Source organism: Bradyrhizobium sp. BRP56, assembly GCF_020194035.1.
GTDB lineage: Bacteria > Pseudomonadota > Alphaproteobacteria > Rhizobiales > Xanthobacteraceae > Bradyrhizobium > Bradyrhizobium australafricanum.
The window spans coordinates 17,772-34,774 of record NZ_JADYVV010000071.1 but is presented as its reverse complement, the minus strand read 5'-3'; the positions used below and the strand labels follow the sequence as shown (position 1 = coordinate 34,774).

Below are 17,003 nucleotides of genomic sequence, written 5' to 3'. Positions count from 1 at the left end.
GTTACGTCTTGCGCAGGAAGTTCGAATCCGGCGCGAACTTCTTGATCATGTCGGACAGCCCGTCGTCGGCCGGCGGACCGGACGAGCCTTTGGACGCCGCGTCCGGCTTGGTCTCGCCCTTGATTTTCTGGCCGGAAATCTCGGCCAGCGCCGCGAGCAGCGTCTCGTCGAGATTGTCGGCCGCTGTCTTCGCAGGTGGTGTCGTCGGAGCTGGCGTCGTGGCGGGCGCAGCGGGAGCCGGCGGAGGCGGCGTCGGTGGAGTGGGCGCGACCGCGCGGATTTCGGGCTCGCGCCTCGCCGGCGGCGCTGACTCCGGTGCCGGCTTGGACGCATCCTTGGATGCATCCTTGGGGGCGTCCGCGCGCCGGGCGGCGGCCTCGCTGACGGCGGCGATCAACGATGCTTCGAGGGCGGCGGGCGTGTCGGCCGGCATGGGCGGCGGTGCAGCCGGCATCGGCGGCGGTGTGACCGGCACCGGCGGCGGCGTGGCGGGCTTCGCGTCCCGGGTGGCGCGACCGAACAGCGGTTCCCGCGGGATCGCCGCCTGCGGCCGACTGTCGGTGGCCTTGCCCGGCTCCTTGCCAGGCTTGAAGAGACCCGCGCGTTCGGCGGCCATCTTGGCGGAAGCCTCCTCGACCGTGGCGAGCAGGGACGCTTCGAGCGCGTTTGCGCGATTGCTTGGCGAAGCCGCCGGCTTGGCGGCAGGGATGATCACCGGCTTTGGCTGCGGCGGGGGCGGCAGCGGTGGCGGCCGAGATGCTTCGACTGGTGCGGGCGGCGGCGGGATCGGCTGTCCGTCCCCGGCGCGCGCGATGATGCCGTCGACAATCGCCGCCAGGCGGCCCTTGTCGGGTGCGGCCAGATAGCTCGCTGCCAGCTCGTCGACATATTGCGGGCCGTAATCGGCGAGCACATTGGCGATCTGGGCGAGGTCGGGATCGCTGTCGACAAGCCGGCGCCAGGCCTCCCGGTCGTAAGTCTCCCAGTCGTAAGCCGCGTCCCCCTTCTTGTCGGGCCAGGCCACCCGGCGCGGCTGACGCTGCCCGGTATCCTGGCCTGCGATCGGGTCGAGGGTCGGCGGCTGCAGCCCGTCGCTGAGGCGAGGCGGGGTAAATCCCGAGGCGCCGGCCGGCACGGCAGCATCGGCCGGACGCCGGCGCCGCTCGTCGACCTGCAGCGCGATCAGGCCGACGCCCATCAGCAGGAAGCCGAGCGCGGCCCACGAAATCGTGGCGCACAGCAGCCCGCCGATCAGCAGCAACACCCAGCCAGTCAGTCGCACAAATTCACCCTTCCCCATCCCCGATCGGACGTCCCGACGCGGGCCTAGCAGACAAGATAGGCTATCTTATGCCGACTTTCGGAAAAACGGCCAGCTACCCGCCCGCCGTCAGCACCTTGACACCGCCGAACGCGGTCACCTGGCCGCGGCGCAGCATCACGATCTGGGTGGCGAGCTGGCGCAGCTCGGCCGCGTCGTGGCTGACATAGACCATCGGGACGCCGGCCTCGTCGCGCAGCCGGACCAGATAGGGCAGGATCTCGAGCTTGCGGCTTTCGTCGAGCGCGCCCAGCGGCTCGTCGAGCAGCAGCAGCCGCGGCTTGGACAGTAGCGCCCGGCCGAGCGCGACGCGCTGGCGCTCGCCGCCGGAGAGCTTTCCGGGACGGCGGTCGAGCAGGGCGCCGATGTCGAGCAGGTCGACGACGCGCCGGTGTTGGGCGGGATCTTCGGTGAGGCCGTTCATGCGGCGGCCGAAGTCGAGGTTCTGGCGGACATCGAGATGCGGAAACAGCCGCGCGTCCTGGAACACGTAACCGATGCGGCGGCGCCAGCTCGGGACGTGGATGCCGGTCGCGGTATCGTCGACGGTCTCGCCGTCGATCACGATGGTGCCGCGGTCGGGACGCAACAGTCCCGCGATGGTGTTGATCAGCGAGGTCTTGCCGGAGCCGGACGCGCCGAACAGGCCGGTGACGCGGCCCTCGCTGGTGAACGAGGCCGCAAGCGAGAACTCGCCGAGCTGCTTGGTGATGTCGACGCGCAGCATGGCTAAAGCGCGATGAGATTGAGTTGAATCGTCATCGCGCTTTAGCTCCTTGTTTGAGCAGGACCTCTTCGGAAAACCGCTTCACACTTTTCCGGATCATGCTCTATTGCCCATGCAGGCGCGCGGTGGCGCGACGCGCGAACAATTCAGCCGCGACCAGTGCGCCGACCGCGAGCACGATCGAGATGATCACGAGCCGCGCGGCGGCGGGGTCGCCATCCGGCGTCTGGATCAGCGAATAGATCGCCGACGAAATGGTCTGGGTCTCGCCGGGAATGTTGGAGACGAAGGTGATGGTCGCGCCGAACTCGCCGATCGCCTTGGCAAAACCGAGCACCATGCCGGCCAGCACGCCGGGCAGCGCCAGCGGCAGCGTCACGGTTGCGAACACCCGCCAGGGCGCGGCGCCGAGCGTCTCGGCCGCCTGCTCGAGCCGGCGGTCGACGGCTTCGATCGAGAGACGGATCGGGCGCACCAGGAGCGGAAACGACATCACGCCGCAGGCGAGCGCCGCGCCGGTCCAGCGGAATGCGAACACGATGCCGAGATGGTCGGCCAGCCAGCCGCCGACCAGGCCGCGCTTGCCGAAGGTCAGCAGCAGCAAATAGCCGGTGACGACGGGCGGCAGCACCAGCGGCAGATGCACGGCGGCATCGAGCAGCGACTTGCCCCAGAAATCGCGCCGCGCCAGTAGCCAGGCGAGCGCTACCCCGAACGGGGTCGCCACCAGTGTTGCGATGACGGCGACCCGCAGCGACAGCAGGATCGCCGTCCATTCGGTCGGCGAGATCTCAAACACGCTTAGGTCGTCGGGCTGATCAGGAACTTGAAGCCGTATTTCTCGAGGATCGTCTTCGCCGCGGACGAGCGCAGGAAGGCGAGATACTCGGCGGTCTCCGGTTTCGCGGTCGTGGTTGCTGCGACCGGATAGATGATGGCCGGATGGGTGTCGGCCGGGAAGGTGCCGACGATCTTGACGCCCGGCTCGACCTTGGCGTCGGTCGAGTAGACGATGCCGAGCACGGCTTCGCCGCGCGCCACCAGCGTCAGCGCTGCGCGCACGCTCTCGGCCATCGCGAATTTCGGCTCCGCCGCCTGCCATGCGCCGAGCTTCTCCAGCGCGGCCTTGGCGTATTTGCCGACCGGCACCGCCTTGACGTCGCCGGTCGCGATCCTGCCGTCGCCGGCGAGCTTGGCGAGATCGAAGCCCGGGCCGATGTTGACGTTGTCGATCTTGGAATCCTTCGGCGCGATCAGCACGATCGAGTTGCCGAGCAGGTTCACCCGCGTCTGCTCATTGATGTTCTTCTGCTTGATCGCATAGTCCATCCAGTCGGTGTCGGCGGAGACGAACACGTCGGCCGGCGCGCCCTGCTCGATCTGTTTTGCCAATGCCGAACTCGCGGCATAGCTGGCGGTGATCTTGATGCCGGTCTTGGCGGTATAGGCCGCATCGACGTCGTCGAGCGCGTTCTTCATCGAGGCGGCGGCAAACACGGTGAGCGTCTTGTCCTCCGCTCTCGCGGGCGAATGCAGCGCGCCGAGCAGGATGACGAAAGCGGTGAAAAGTCCGGCAAGCCTTGAAATTGAAAGTCGTGACATGGAAAGCGCTCCGTGCGAGTTCGCGCGCGAACGATCGCGCGCAAATCAGGCGTTGGGTTGGGGTCTGGCCTGCGACGGACGGAAGCGCTGTTCCGCTGGTCCCCGACGGACTTACGGTCCTCAGGGATATCGCGCTGCAAACATAGCAGGCTGGGGCTTACGGTAAAGGCGACCGTTTGTCTAACCGCTCGTCCTATTCGTCCGCCGGCTGGATCGCGATCGACAGCGAGTTCTCTTTTGAGCCGCTGACCTGCAGCACGAAGGGGCTGGCGGCGAGGTCGTATTTCACGGTCTTGCGGATACCGTCGCAATCGGTCGCGCCGCTGAACGCCTTGGGCTTCAGGAGATGCCCGTCCTGCACCAGGTCGACCCAGGCCCCGGCCGACAGGCTGACGGTATAGAGCCCGGCCTTCGGCGCGGCCTTGAAGTTGGTGAAGCCGGCGAAGGTGCCTTCCTTCGGCGCGCGCTCCGGCGGGGTCGGCAATTTGGCGTCGCCGGGGGCCACGAGCGCCAGCGTGATCGCGGTCGCCGGCAGCGCCGTCTGCTCGCTTCCCGATACCACCTTGGCACGATCGGACGCGGTCAGCGCGGCGCGTGCGCGCTCGATCGACCATTTGAACTTGTCACAGCCGCTCGGCTCCTCCGCCGCGAAAGCGGAGGTCGAGACGAGCACGAGCGATGCGGCGAGGAGCGATTTGCGCATGTCTGGTCCATTCATGATGACGGATAAACAGATCAGCCGCCCCGATCCATCGCCCGAACGCGCTTACGGCCCGACGGCACGAGATCATATCGCAGTTCGAGCCGGCCGGCATAGCCGCCTGACGAAGATGTTATTGCCCTGGCAGCTGCTGTTTGGCGTCGGGGGCGTTCAGCACCGTCCTGCAGTCAGCCGGCATCTGCGCCAGCGTCATCGGCGGGCGGGGTTTCGGCGGCTTCGGCAGAGGCTTCGGATGCAGCACCGAATCCTTGAACCAGAAGGCGAGATCGGACGGCTTGCAGCCTTCGCCCTCCGCCTGCGCCTTCTGGCTCTCGCAGGTCGGGCTGCCGGACGGACATCGCATGCGAATGTGGAAGTGGTAGTCGTGGCCCCACCACGGCCGGATCTTCGACAGCCAGCCGCGATCGCCCGTGGCCTCGCGGCACAGCGCCTTCTTGATCGCGGGATTGACGAAGATGCGCTGCACCGCCGGCTCCCGCGCCGCGTCGCGGATAACGAGTACGTGGCCCGGCGTGAAGACGCGCGGATCGATGTCGAGCCGGTCGTCGCGCACCATCATCACCGCCGACATCTCCTCGCGGTCCTCGCGCGACAATTTGCGATCGGGCATCGGCGTCAGCCAGATGTCGGCGTCGAGTCCGATCTGGTGGCTGGCATGACCGGACAGCGCGGGGCCGCCGCGCGGCTGGCCGATATCGCCGACCAGGATGCCCGGCCAGCCGGCATCCTTGTGTGCGTTGGCCGCCAGCCGCTTCAGCAGCGCGATCATGTTGGGGTGACCCCAGTAGCGGTTGCGCGACAGGCGCATCACCTGCCAGGTGTCGCCGTTGAGCGGCATCTGCGCGGCGCCGGCGAGACAACCCTTGGTGTAGCCGCCGATCGACCGGGTCGGCAGCGCCGCCGGCAAAACCTTGCGCGCGAACAGCTGCTTCGCCCCGATCTTTGGATCGTTGGGGTTGGCGAGCGGCGGCAGCGGCTGTGGATTGAGCGAGCCCCTGTCCTGCGCCCGCGCGGAGATGGTGCAGGCGACGAGGGCTAAGATCAGGAGTGGGAACAGACGCAGGCGGGGTGTCATTCGGATCACTCTGTCGGCGCAACGCTAGCATGGATTCGGAGCAGGCGGACCGCGCTTTCATCCCATTCGCTTGATCGCCCACAGGGTGGATTAAGATTACCCGCGGCTTCCAGGCTCCGATGTGAGCCACGCCACTTTACAAGCGCACGTTGTGGGCGACATCATGTCCGCAATAATTTCAGGGTAGGCGTTATTGTGACGAGCGTATCGTGCGTACGGCTGGCGTTTGCCGCCGCGATTGCCGCGCCGATTTTGGCGCTCTCGCCGGCGCGGGCCGACGTCGTCGTTCACATCGATAAATCATCGCAGCGCATGGCGGTCAGCGTCGACGGCGCGAGACGCTACAACTGGCCGGTGTCGACCGGCCGCCGCGGCTATGGCACGCCGAGTGGGGTGTTCCGTCCGCAGATGCTGGCGCGCCGCTGGTACTCGAAGAAGTACTATAACTCGCCGATGCCGCACTCGATCTTCTTCCACCGCGGCTTTGCCATCCATGGAACATACGAACTCACGCGCCTTGGCGGGCCGGCCTCGCATGGCTGCGTGCGCCTGCATCCCTCGCACGCCGCAATGCTCTATGGGCTGGTCGAGCGCAACGGCCGCGGCGGCACGCGCATCGAAATCACCAACTAAGGTATGATCCGGCAAAATCCGAAGGCTGAGGCGCACCGCGCTTTAACCGCGCGATAACCCTGCGGCACGCTGACGAACATTGATGCGCTTGAAGCGTCTTCGGCGCATTCATTGTGCAATCGCGCGCCGGTTTACGCTTCCTTCACCAAGCGCGGGCGCTTCCATGCTGTGAATCTGTGCCGTGCGCCGCTGGCGCACCGGAAGCAAACGCGCCCGGCGTGAATTCGCCTGCAAAGCAGGCATGCAAGGGCTTCTCAGGCAGCGCAGCTACGCGCCAAGAGATACCAATTTTTCAGAGACTTATCGCAGATATATCGCCGAACTGGAATGCGCGTGGGGCGTGCGATACCGATGATGCGGCCGAAGAAAAACACCAAGAAACCGAACCAGGCCAAACTGTCCCGTCCTCGGGGCCGTCGTCCCACACCGATGCCGAAAGTGTCGGGCAGATCGCGCCGGCCCGCGGTCGAGATCGGCGAACTGGTGCGCCAGCGCGCGCAGGCCGAGGCCGCGATCGCCGAGGCGCGCAAATCCAACGCGCGGCTGCGTGAGGCGATCGACATCCTGCCGCAGGGCATCGTGTTCCTGGATCCGGAAGGCCGCTACACGCTCTGGAACAAGAAATACTCGGAAATCTACAAGCGCAGCTCCGACCTGTTCGAGCACGGCGCGCGCCTCGAAGACACCATCCGCATCGGTGTCGCGCGCGGCGACTATCCTGAGGCTGCCGGCCGCGAGGAAGAGTGGATCGCCGAACGGCTCAGGAAGATGTACCAGCCCGGCGAGCGGCACGAGCAGGTGCTGGCCGACGGCCGCGTGGTGTTGATCGAGGAGCGGCTGACCGCAGATGGCGGCATCGTCGGCCTGCGCGTCGACATCACCGAACTGAAGCAGCGCGAGGCGTCGTTCCGCCTGCTGTTCGACGGCAATCCGGTGCCGATGATCCTGTGCGCGCTCGACGGCGAGCGGATCCTCGCCGTCAACGACGCTGCGATCGCGCATTACGGTTACGTCCGCGCCGAATTCGAGCGGATGACGATCAGGAGCCTGCAGGCGTTCGATGCCGAGCTGCCTTGGGCGGCAGGCCGCAGCAGCGACGAGCAGGCGGCGCGGACCTGGAAGCATGTGCGCGCCGACGGTACGCTGATCGACCTTGCGATCTATTCGCGCCAGCTGATGCATGGCGACCAGCCGGCGATGCTGCTCGCGCTGATGGACATCACGGAACGCAAGCGCGCCGAGGCGCGGCTCGCCTTCATGGCCCAGCACGACAGCCTGACCGGCCTGCCCAACCGCAATCTGCTGCGCCAGCAGATGGACGAGATGCTGCAGCACACCCGCCGCTCGACCGACAAGGTCGCGGTGCTGATGCTGGGTCTCGACAATTTCAAGGCGGTCAACGAAACGCTCGGCCACGGCATCGGCGACAAGCTGCTGCGCGCGGTCGCAAAGCGCCTGCGCTCGACGCTGCGCGAGGAAGATGCGCTGGCCCGTCTCAACTCCGATGAGTTCACCATCGTGCAGGGCGGCGTGATGCGGCCCGAGGACGCGGTGCTGCTGGCGCGGCGGATTTTGGACGCGATCGGCGAGCCCTATCTGCTCGAGGGGCATTCGGTGGTGATCGGCGCCAGCATCGGGATCGCGATGTCGCCTGGCGACGGTGAGGATTCCGAAAAGCTCCTGAAGAGTGCCGACATGGCCTTGTCGCGCGCCAAGAGCGAATTCCGCGGCACCTTCTCCTTCTTCGAGGCGGAGATGGACGCGCGCGCGCAAAGCCGCCGCAAGATCGAGATCGACCTGCGCGATGCGATCCAGAACGAAGGCCTGCGGCCTTATTACCAGCCGCTGGTCGATCTTGCGACCGGACGCATCACCGGTTTCGAGGCGCTGGTGCGCTGGCCGCATCCGGAGCGCGGCATGATCTCGCCGGGCGAGTTCATCCCGGTGGCCGAGGAGACTGGGCTGATCAATCCGCTGGGCGCGCTGATGCTGCATCGCGCCTGCATGGACGCGGCGCAATGGCCGGATGACGTGCGCGTCGCGGTCAATTTGTCGCCGCTGCAATTCCGTACCGGCAATCTGCTGGCGCTGGTCACCGACGCGCTGCGGCAATCCGGCCTGCCGGCGCGGCGGCTCGAGCTCGAGATCACCGAGACGCTGCTGCTCGAGAAGAGCAGCCAGGTGCTGGCGACGCTGCATGCGCTCCGCGCGCTCGGGGTTCGGATGTCGATGGACGATTTCGGCACCGGCTATTCGAGCCTCAGCTATCTGCGCAGCTTCCCGTTCGACAAGATCAAGATCGACCAGTCGTTCGTACGCGACCTCGGTGCGAACCCGGACGCGCAGGCGATCGTGCGCTCGATCGTCAGCCTCGGCATCGGGCTCGGCGTCACCATCACCGCCGAGGGCGTCGAGACCGAAGCGGAGTTGAGCCGCCTGCGCGCCGAAGGCTGCCACGAGGGCCAGGGCTTTCTGTTCAGCCGCGCGCGGCCGAACGCCGAGGTCATCAGCCTGCTGAAGGCGCAGCGCGTCGCCGCGGCGCTGGTGGCGTAGAAAGGCTGTACCCGCCACGTCATTGCGAGCGGAGCGAAGCAATCCATCTATCCTCACGGGCGGTCAGATGGATTGCTTCGTCGCTTCGCTCCTCGCAATGACGGAGGTTACGTCCTGCTGCCTGCCGTCCGCTTCTTCAAATGATAAGTCAGCGCCAGCGCCACGCAGTGGCGCAGCGCGGGCTTCGGCAGCTTGCCCGCGACATCGAGCAGGATCGCGCGGTTGCCGCTGTAGCTGAGCTCGGGATAGAGCTCGCGGAAGGTCTCGACCAGATTGGTCTGGCAGTGGAAGTAGACCGCGATCCGGTCGGCGGCGGGCTTCACCTGATCGATCCGGACCGTGCTGCCGCTGCCGGTTTCCGCCGTGAGGTAGCTCGGCTGGCCCCATTTCAGCGTCTCTTCCAGCCCGCCGACGCCCTTGGTCGCCTTCGCGGTCTCGAAGATTAGGCGCCGCAACGCCAGCAGCTTGGCTCTGACCGGGGCAGGGTAGGCGTCGAACAGCGCAGTTGCCGGTTTCGATTGCGGCCGTCGCGCCGCCTTGCTGGTCGATGTTGCCGGCTTGCGCATAATGGGCTCCGCGAGGACGACGTATCCACGTCTATCTATCACAGCGCCTTGAAGGTCATATAGACCGCCATCAGCGACACGAAAACGATCATCGAGCTGCGCAACCGCGCGCGGTCGATGCGGTTGGCGGCGCGGGCGCCGAGATCGGTGCCGGCTAGCAGGCCGACGATCACGCCTGCCAGCACGGGCCAGGACGCCAGCGAGGCCTCGCTCCAATAGATCCAGGCCGAGGGGATCGAGGTCGGGATCAGCGACATCACGAGGCTGGCCATCTGCGCCTGATGCTGCGGCACGCCGAGCACGGCGCTTAAGCCCACCACGGTCGCCAGTCCGCCGCCGATGCCGAGAAAGCCCGACGACAGGCCCGCCAGCAGCCCGACAATGAGCAGCGCCGGCCAAGATATGTCGCGCGCGGTGCCTTTGTCGTCGTGCTTCGCCTGGTCGCGTCCGCCGCGCAGGATCAGCATCGCGACGAGCACGACGAGATAGGCCACGTAGGTCCAGCGCAGCGCGGACTCGGCGACATGGTTGGCGGCGAGCGCGCCGGCCGCGCCGCCGGCGACGAAGCCGACTGTCAAGAGCGCGATCCAGCGCAATGGCGTGCGGTTGCCGCTTTGCCAATAGCGCCGGATCCCGGTGAGGCTGGTCGGCGGCACCTGCGCGACCAGCGAGATGCCTTGCGCGACATGCTGCCCGGCGCCGAGCAGCAGCACCGAGAACACGACCAGTCCGCCGCCGGGGCTGACGCCGAGCAGCCCGGCGGTCAGACCGCCGGCGAGGCCCGTGCCGATGCCGGCGAGGAGGTCGTGGATGATCGCCGCATCCCCCATCAGCGCTTGGCCGCAAGGCCGGCAAGGAAGATGTCGAAAGCGTGCATCGCCTCCGCGGTCGAGACGGTTTCGCCCCACAGCCGTTGCAGCACGATGCCCTGGAACATCGCCACCATTGCCCGCGCCGCGCCGCGCGGCTGCACGCCGCGGTCGATCGCGCCGCTCTTCTGGCCGCGCCGCAGCAGGTCCACGATCAGGGCGATCGGCTGGCGGATTCCGCTCGTCACCTGGTCGCGGACCACGTCGTCGCGCAGCGCCTCCGCCCAGAGCTGCAACGCGACGCGGCGGGCGCGCAGGCCTTCTTCCTTCTGCAGGTCGCCGAGAAAGCCGCGAGCGATCGAGCGCAGGCTCTGCAACCCATCGTCCGATGGATCCTTGAGCGCCAGCAGCGCGCTGTCGCGGGCATGGCGGCTTTCGCCGATCGCCTGGATCAGCTCCTCCTTGCCGGTGAAATGCCCGTAGATGCAGCCGGCGCTGAGCCCGGACTGCTTGATCACGTCCTGGATCGTGGTCTGGTGAAATCCCTGGCGGGCAAAGCAGATCTCCGCGGCCTGCAGAATCTCCTCGCGGCGGATCGCGAGCGTCTCGGGTTTCACCTTCGGCATTGTCGGGTCCTTGGTCGTGGCCAAGCGGGGCGCAGGGCCGGCTTGACGATCATCCGCCGTCATTATAAAGAACGAATATTCGTTTTGTAAAGAAGGGAGTCATCTAGCATGATCGGCTTTGCAAAGCTTCTCTGGCATCCGGGCGCGGCTGAGATCGCTCACGTCGAGCTGCCGTCGACCGGCGCGCGCATCGCGTTCCTGCTCGCGTCGTTCGCGATCGTGCTGCTGTTCGAGGCCGCGTTTCCGCTGTTCAGCTATGGCCGCAGCGACCGGCTGCGCAATATCAGCCGCAACGCCGCCATCACCGTGATCTTTGTCGGCGTGAACCTTTTGCTCAGCCCGCTGTCGCCGCTGGCCGCGCAATGGACGCTGGATGCGAAATTCGGCCTGTCGCACTGGCTCGGCCTGTCACCCCTGAACCAGCTCCTGCTCGGCATCATCGGGCTCGACCTGTTTGCCTATTTCGCCCACGTCTCCATGCACAAGCTCAGCTGGATGTGGCGCTTCCATCGCATGCACCATGCCGATCGCTTCGTCGACGTCACGACGGCCTTCCGCGAGCATCCCGGCGAGACGCTGTGGCGGATCGGCTGGCACATCGCCGGCGTGGTCGTGTTCGGAACGCCGGCCTGGGTGCTGGTCAGCTATCTGACGCTGTCGGCGCTGAACGCCCAGTTCGAGCACGCCAATATCCGCCTGCCCGAGCGGCTCGACCGCTGGCTGCGGCTCGTGTTCGTGACGCCGAACATGCACAAGATGCATCATTCGCGTCATCAGCCGGAGACCGACAGCAATTATTCGAACCTGCTCTCGATCTGGGACCGGCTCGGCGGCACCTATAATCGCGGTCCGCGCTTCGCGGAGCTGCGCTACGGTCTCGACGGCTTTGATGATCCCGAGAAGCAGTCGCTGCGCGGACTGCTGAAGATGCCGTTCATGCGCGATTGGGGCCGGCCCGGGGCAGGGCAGGACGACGAGGCGGAGCGATCGGCTCCGCCGCCCGTATTGCCTTGGCCATGACGGGAAGTCCGGCGCCGGCCGATTACGCGGCGTTGCGCAGTCCGGCGAGGAAGGTGTCGACGCTGTGCGACAGCGCGGCGGCGTGATCGCCGAGCTGGCCGGACGTATCCAGCACATTGCCGGTGAGGGCCCGCGACTGGCCAGCGGCCTCGCTCGCGCCCGCGATATTGGCGGAGACCTCGACGGTCCCGGTGGACGCCTGTTGCACGCTGCGGGCAATCTCCCGCGTCGCCGAGTCCTGCTGCTCGACGGCGGCCGCGATCGCGGTGGCGATACCCGAGATCTCGCGGATGGTGCCGCTGATGTCGCCGATCGCGCTGACGCAGTTGCCGGTGGCGGACTGGATCGCGCCGACCTGGCCGGCGATCTCCTCGGTTGCCTTCGCGGTCTGGCTCGCCAGGTCCTTCACCTCGGCGGCGACCACGGCAAAGCCGCGGCCGGCCTCGCCGGCGCGTGCGGCCTCGATGGTGGCGTTGAGGGCCAGCAGATTGGTTTGGCTCGCGATCGCGCTGATCAGGCGCAGCACGTCGCCGATCTTCTCTGCCGATGCGGCGAGGCTCGTCACCATCTCGGTGGTCTCCATGGCCTTGGTCACGGCGCTGTCGGCGACGCGGCTGGAATGGGTGACCTGGCGGCCGATCTCGGTGATCGACGACGCCAGCTCCTCGGTCGCGGCGGCGACCGCGTTGACGCTGGCCGAGGCTTCCTCGGACGCGGCGGCTGCCGCCGAGGTCCGTTCGGAGGCGCCGTTGACGCTGGCGGTGATTTCGTTGGCGACGCGCTGCATGTCGCCCGAGGACCGTGCGACGGCGGCGACCATGCCCTTGACGTCGGCTTCGAAACGATCGGCCATCTGCCGCTGCAGCGCCTGCTTGTCGGCCTCCGCCTTCAGCTTATCGGCCTCCTGCGCCTCGCGCAGCGAGGAGGTTTCGACCATGCTGCGGCGGAACACGTCGACCGCCTTCGCCATCGTGCCGAGCTCGTCGCGGCGCTCGCTGCCGGGTATCGTGACGCTGGTGTCGCCGCTGGACAGGCGGTTCATGACCGCGGTGATCGCGGTGAGCGGCCGTGACAGGCCGCGGCCGAGCAGGAACGCGAGCAGCACGGCGGCGGCCATGATCGCGACCACGCCAAGGATCAGATTGCGCTGCGCGCTCGCCGCGGCGGCTTCATAGTCGCTGGTGTCCTTGACGATCTCGAGCACGGCGACCGGTTCGCCGGCGTAGTTCTTGATCTGGCCGAGATAGAGCTCCACCGCATGGCCGTCGAGAACAGCGTCGCGCAGCAGGGCCGCACCGTTCATCACACGCTTGAGCTCGTCCTGGGTCGCGACCACGGTGTCGCCGAAGGTCGAGGACAGCCGCCTGAAGCTCTGGCCGTCGAAGGAGTGCACGGCAAGGTCGATGCCGAAGCGCTTTTTGGCGCGGTCGACGAATTCCTTGCCGAAGGCGGCGCCGACGTCGACATTGGCCAGCGTCTTACCCTCGTGCATGATCGGGGTCATGCCGAAGATCGAAAGCGCCTCGCGGCCGGGCTCGACGCCGACGATCGGCTTGCCGGTCTTGTTCGATTCCACCACCGTCGTGCGCCGCGTCGAGGCGTCATCGCCAAATGTCTTCGGCGCATGGACCCGGTAGAAGCTGGTCGCCGGGGGCTGCCAGAACGAGATCAGCGGGATGCCCTGCGCCTTCATCGACGCCCAGGAGGCGCCGAGCAGCTTTCCGAGGCCGTCGCGGTCGCCCTTGGCGATGGCGTCCTCGACCGGCGGCAAGGCGGCGATGACCGCCGAGACCGCAAGCGCGGCGCGCCCCTCGTAGTCGATCGCCGCAATCACGCTGTCATATTGCAGCTTGAGCTGCTGATCGAGCGCGAGCCGCGTCAGCGCCCGCTGCTGGCTGATGGAGAAGCCGCCGAGGATGGCGCAGGCGACTGCGACAGTCAGCGAAATCGCCAGAATCAGGCGGGCGGCAATCGATCGAAGCGTGAACATGGGACCAGCGGAACTCCAGGCATTAGCGCCGCCCGCAAAGTCCCAGAAAAAGCTTAACAACCGGATGTTGCGCCGCCGGTATTCGTGCCGCGACCATGACCGCCGGTGCTACTTTCGTACTGTCCGGCTAGCGGGAGAGGGAGCGCAGCGTCCTAGCGGATTTACGAGTCTACGCCTTGGTTCAATCTGACTTCATCGCGCGGTCGGCGGAGCGCCGAGATTGCCTGCCAAAATCGCTTTGCCGGCGTCCTCATACTGGGTGTCGCGGGCCTGGATCTGCTGCGCGATCGCGTGCATGTCGCGAAAGCGCCGCTCGAACGGATTCCTGGCGAACACCGCCGTTGCCCCCGCCATGTGATAGGCGATGTCGACCACGGCGGCGGACTGGTGGATGGTCCAGGTCGAGGCGATGCGGATCGCGACGCGATGCGCCTCGGTGATGGGATCGCCGCGGACGAGATCGCTCCAGACGTCGTGGGCCGTCGCGTACAGATAGGCGCGCGCGGCGCGCAGGCTCGCCTCGGTGCGGCCGATCTGGCCCTGCACGGCGTTGTTGTCGCGCATCGCCTTGAGACCTTGCGGGGTCTTGCCGCGGGCAAGCTCGGTCGCCGCATCCAGCATGGCGCGCGCGACGCCGAGCGAGGTGGCGGCAAAGCCCATGCTGAACACCATGTTGGTCGAGAGCTTGTAGAGCGGCCCCGGCTCGCGGCACGCGGCGGGATCGTCGCGCAGCGCGGCGAATTTTTCCGGAATGAAGAGATTGTCGACCGAATAGGAATCGGTGCCGGTGCCTTTCAGGCCGATCACGTCCCAGACGTCGTACATCACGGCCTGCGACATCGGAAACAGGATGGTGCGGATCTCCGGCGAACCGTCGGGCTTCTTGCGCGGTGAGCCGTCGGCCTCGACGATTCGGACATGGGCGCCGAGCCAGCTCGCCTGCCGCGAGCCCGAGGCGAAATCCCAGCGCGCGCTGGCGCGATAGCCTCCGGGCTCCGCACGGACCTCATGGGCGATCGCGCCCCAGGCGAGAATGCCGGGCGCGGTGTTGAAGATCTCGTGGGCCGCGTCGGGGTCGAGATAGGCCGCGGTCATGGCGCAGACGCTGCACTGGCCGAGGCACCAGGCCGTGGATGCATCGGCCTTGGCGATCTCCTCCTGCATCTGCATGAACGCGTCCAGTGTCGCCTCGGCGCCGCCAAAACGCTTCGGCAGCAGCGCGCGGTACAGCCCGTTCTCGACCAGTGCCGCGGTGACGGATGGCGTCAGTCGCCGTGTCCGTTCGATCTCGTCGGCTTCACTCGTGATCAGCGGCGCCAGCGCGCGCGCCCGCTCGACAAGGTCTACTCCCTGCGGCTTGTTCATGCGTGTCCTCGGCGCCTTCTGTCATTCTTGTTGGGCAGGCCAGGCGATGGTGGCTCATCCGGCAGGAGAGGGCAAGGCGGGATGGCGCCGATGCAGATCAGCTATCCATCCGTTGTGCCGGTGCGCGCAAGAGTGACGAATGCATCCGCGCTCAGGCGGCGGCGCGGCCGAGATCGAGCGACGGCTGGCGCTTGGTCGAGAAGCTCAGCGCCACCGCAACCGCGGCGAGGCCGATCGCAAAGGAACCGGCGTGCAGCCACGTATAGCCGTGGAACGTGTCGAACACGTAACCGCCGGCCCACGGCCCGAGCGCCATGCCGAGGCTCGCGAAGGCCGACACCGCGCCGAACACCGTGCCCATGATGCGCGCGCCGAAGAACTCGCGCACCAGCACGGCGTAGAGCGGCATCACCCCGCCATAGGCGAGCCCGAACACGACAGACAGCGCGTAGAACTCGCCGAGCTGCGCCACCGCGAGATAGGTCGCAATCGACAGCGCCTGCACCAGGAGGCCGCCGACCAGGACCGGCTTGGCGCCGAGCCGGTCGGCGAGCACGCCGAGCAGCAGCCGGCCGCCGAGCCCGGAGAAGCCGGCGAGGCTGTAGACCGTGACCGCGGTGAGCGGCGCGATGCCGCACACCATGGCGTAGGACACCATGTGGAAGATCGGCCCGGAATGCGCCGCGCAGCAGGCGAAATGCGCCAGTGCCAGCGTGATGAATTGCGGCGTGCGCAGCGCCTGCGCCGCGGTCCATTCGGTTTGCGGCACGTTCGCGGCGGTCGGCATTGCGACGTCCGTTCCCTGCGGCGCCGGGCGCACCAGGAACGACGCGGGGATCAACAGCGCCCATGCGGCGATGCCGATCACGAGCATCGCGAAGCGCCAGTCATAGGCCGTGATCAGCCAGCTTGCCGACGGCGCGACGGTCAGCGGCGACACGCCCATGCCGGCCGACACCAGCGCGACGGCGAGGCTGCGATGCTTGTCGATCCAGGCGCTGGCGAGCGCCATCATCGGCGCATAGAAGCTGCCGGCGGCGATCCCGATCAGCACGCCGAAGCAGAGCTGGAATTGCCACAGGCTTTGCGCCTGGCTTGCCGTCACGAGGCCAAGCCCGAGCAGCAGGCTGCCCGCCAGCACCACGATGCGGGTACCGAAGCGGTCGGACAGCGCGCCCCAGGCGAACGCCGCAAAACCCATGCAGAGAAAATCCAGCGTCGCCGCCGCCGAGATGCCGGCGCGCGACCAGCCCATCGCATCCGAGATCGGCTGCAGGAACACCGCGAGCGACAGCATGGTGCCGAAGCCGACGCAGGTCATCAGCGCGCCCGCGCCGACGACGACCCAGCCATAATCCAACCGAGCGGCCTTGCTCATGCGTTTCCCCGCGCTGTTGTTTGTTGTGGTGCGCGCAGGGAGGATGCTGGCCTATCTGAGGTCCAGGGGCAACATGACGGGCAACATGCCTCTCATTCCGGGATCAGCGGATTGGGCGTTGCATGCGCAAGATGTCGCAGCGACGCGCGGCTCGAGCCTTTTCCGTTCCGATAGAATCGGAACGGGGCTCTAGATTCTTGCTTTGACGCGTTTTCTTCACGCGAACCGGGAGCCACTTCGCTCGAAAACGCTCTAGCCGCACTGCCAGGCGCGCCCGATCGGCGTCCAGGTCCAGCATGGGCCGAAACTGCCGCCATTGTAGCGGCCGCGGTAGAAGCCGGGGCGGCCGAAATAGTACCAATCCCCGCCATACCAATATTGCGGCGAATAGTCCGGGTAGCCGCGAGCGGCGCCGCGCGGGCCGAACACCGGAATGGTTTGGTTCGGCGGCTGCCGGTAGCCGGGCAGGAAGCCGTAGCCATGCCAGCGCGTGCTGCCGTGCCGCTTCTTCGAGGAGGCGGCGGAGCTCAGGTCCGGCTGCAGCAGTGCGAGGATGACGATAAGGAGGGACAGGATGCGCAACATGATCGCAGTCTAGTCGGAGCGCGATGCAGTGG

Annotated in this window: 16 protein-coding genes; 3 read left to right on the top strand and 13 right to left on the bottom strand. The window is 67.1% G+C overall.

The features are described 5' to 3' along the window. Position 1: 1 nt before the first annotated feature. From I6F38_RS35240 to mepA, 6 genes are all read right to left on the bottom strand, one after another. Complete coding sequence (locus I6F38_RS35240) at positions 2-1,282, bottom strand: hypothetical protein (protein ID WP_225163667.1); 1,281 nt, start codon at positions 1,280-1,282, stop codon at positions 2-4. Between the two features lie 94 nt (positions 1,283-1,376). Beyond that, positions 1,377-2,048, bottom strand: a complete 672-nt coding sequence (modC, locus tag I6F38_RS35235; protein WP_225163666.1) for a molybdenum ABC transporter ATP-binding protein — start codon at positions 2,046-2,048, stop codon at positions 1,377-1,379. 103 nt (positions 2,049-2,151) lie between these two features. Further along, a complete protein-coding gene (gene modB, locus I6F38_RS35230) occupies positions 2,152-2,847 on the bottom strand; it encodes a molybdate ABC transporter permease subunit (RefSeq protein WP_225163665.1) in 696 nt (231 codons plus the stop codon). A 2-nt stretch (positions 2,848-2,849) separates the two neighbouring features. Further along, positions 2,850-3,635, bottom strand: coding sequence for a molybdate ABC transporter substrate-binding protein (modA, locus tag I6F38_RS35225; RefSeq protein ID WP_225163675.1), 786 nt, complete (start codon positions 3,633-3,635; stop codon positions 2,850-2,852). Positions 3,636-3,843: 208 nt separating this feature from the next. Further along, entirely contained in the window at positions 3,844-4,353 is a 510-nt protein-coding gene (locus I6F38_RS35220) for a hypothetical protein (RefSeq protein WP_225163664.1), read from the bottom strand. Between the two features lie 130 nt (positions 4,354-4,483). After that, entirely contained in the window at positions 4,484-5,446 is a 963-nt protein-coding gene (gene mepA / locus I6F38_RS35215; RefSeq protein WP_225163663.1) for a penicillin-insensitive murein endopeptidase, read from the bottom strand. Between the two features lie 195 nt (positions 5,447-5,641). Here mepA and I6F38_RS35210 point away from each other — a divergent pair, with 195 nt between their 5' ends. Both I6F38_RS35210 and I6F38_RS35205 read left to right on the top strand, forming a co-directional pair. Beyond that, positions 5,642-6,079, top strand: coding sequence for a L,D-transpeptidase (locus I6F38_RS35210; protein WP_225163662.1), 438 nt, complete (start codon positions 5,642-5,644; stop codon positions 6,077-6,079). Positions 6,080-6,508: 429 nt separating this feature from the next. Next, positions 6,509-8,632, top strand: a complete 2,124-nt coding sequence (locus tag I6F38_RS35205; protein WP_225163661.1) for an EAL domain-containing protein — start codon at positions 6,509-6,511, stop codon at positions 8,630-8,632. A 107-nt stretch (positions 8,633-8,739) separates the two neighbouring features. Here I6F38_RS35205 and I6F38_RS35200 read toward each other — a convergent pair whose 3' ends face one another. From I6F38_RS35200 to I6F38_RS35190, 3 genes are read right to left on the bottom strand one after another with little or no spacing between them, the layout of a single operon-like run. Beyond that, entirely contained in the window at positions 8,740-9,198 is a 459-nt protein-coding gene (locus I6F38_RS35200) for a DUF1801 domain-containing protein (RefSeq protein ID WP_225163660.1), read from the bottom strand. 38 nt (positions 9,199-9,236) lie between these two features. Next, a complete protein-coding gene (locus I6F38_RS35195) occupies positions 9,237-10,028 on the bottom strand; it encodes a sulfite exporter TauE/SafE family protein (protein ID WP_225163659.1) in 792 nt (263 codons plus the stop codon). Continuing rightward, on the bottom strand, positions 10,028-10,633 hold the full coding sequence (locus tag I6F38_RS35190; RefSeq protein ID WP_225163658.1) for a TetR/AcrR family transcriptional regulator: 606 nt from the start codon (positions 10,631-10,633) through the stop codon (positions 10,028-10,030). Before I6F38_RS35190 ends, I6F38_RS35195 begins: the two co-directional genes overlap by 1 nt. Before the next feature lie 108 nt (positions 10,634-10,741). Between I6F38_RS35190 and I6F38_RS35185 the strand changes: the two genes are divergently transcribed. Next, a complete protein-coding gene (locus I6F38_RS35185) occupies positions 10,742-11,653 on the top strand; it encodes a sterol desaturase family protein (protein ID WP_225163657.1) in 912 nt (303 codons plus the stop codon). 22 nt (positions 11,654-11,675) lie between these two features. Here I6F38_RS35185 and I6F38_RS35180 read toward each other — a convergent pair whose 3' ends face one another. The 4 genes from I6F38_RS35180 to I6F38_RS35165 all read right to left on the bottom strand — a co-directional run bounded on the left by I6F38_RS35180 (position 11,676) and on the right by I6F38_RS35165 (position 16,971). Beyond that, positions 11,676-13,643: a methyl-accepting chemotaxis protein gene (locus tag I6F38_RS35180; RefSeq protein WP_225163656.1), complete on the bottom strand. Its 1,968-nt coding sequence runs from the start codon at positions 13,641-13,643 to the stop codon at positions 11,676-11,678. A 192-nt stretch (positions 13,644-13,835) separates the two neighbouring features. Next, positions 13,836-15,008, bottom strand: a complete 1,173-nt coding sequence (locus I6F38_RS35175; RefSeq protein WP_225163655.1) for an acyl-CoA dehydrogenase family protein — start codon at positions 15,006-15,008, stop codon at positions 13,836-13,838. A 151-nt stretch (positions 15,009-15,159) separates the two neighbouring features. Then, positions 15,160-16,386: an MFS transporter gene (locus tag I6F38_RS35170; RefSeq protein WP_225163654.1), complete on the bottom strand. Its 1,227-nt coding sequence runs from the start codon at positions 16,384-16,386 to the stop codon at positions 15,160-15,162. A 252-nt stretch (positions 16,387-16,638) separates the two neighbouring features. Next, positions 16,639-16,971 (bottom strand): hypothetical protein, encoded by a 333-nt coding sequence (locus I6F38_RS35165; protein ID WP_172648920.1) that lies wholly within the window; start codon positions 16,969-16,971, stop codon positions 16,639-16,641. Between the last annotated feature and the right edge of the window lie 32 nt (positions 16,972-17,003).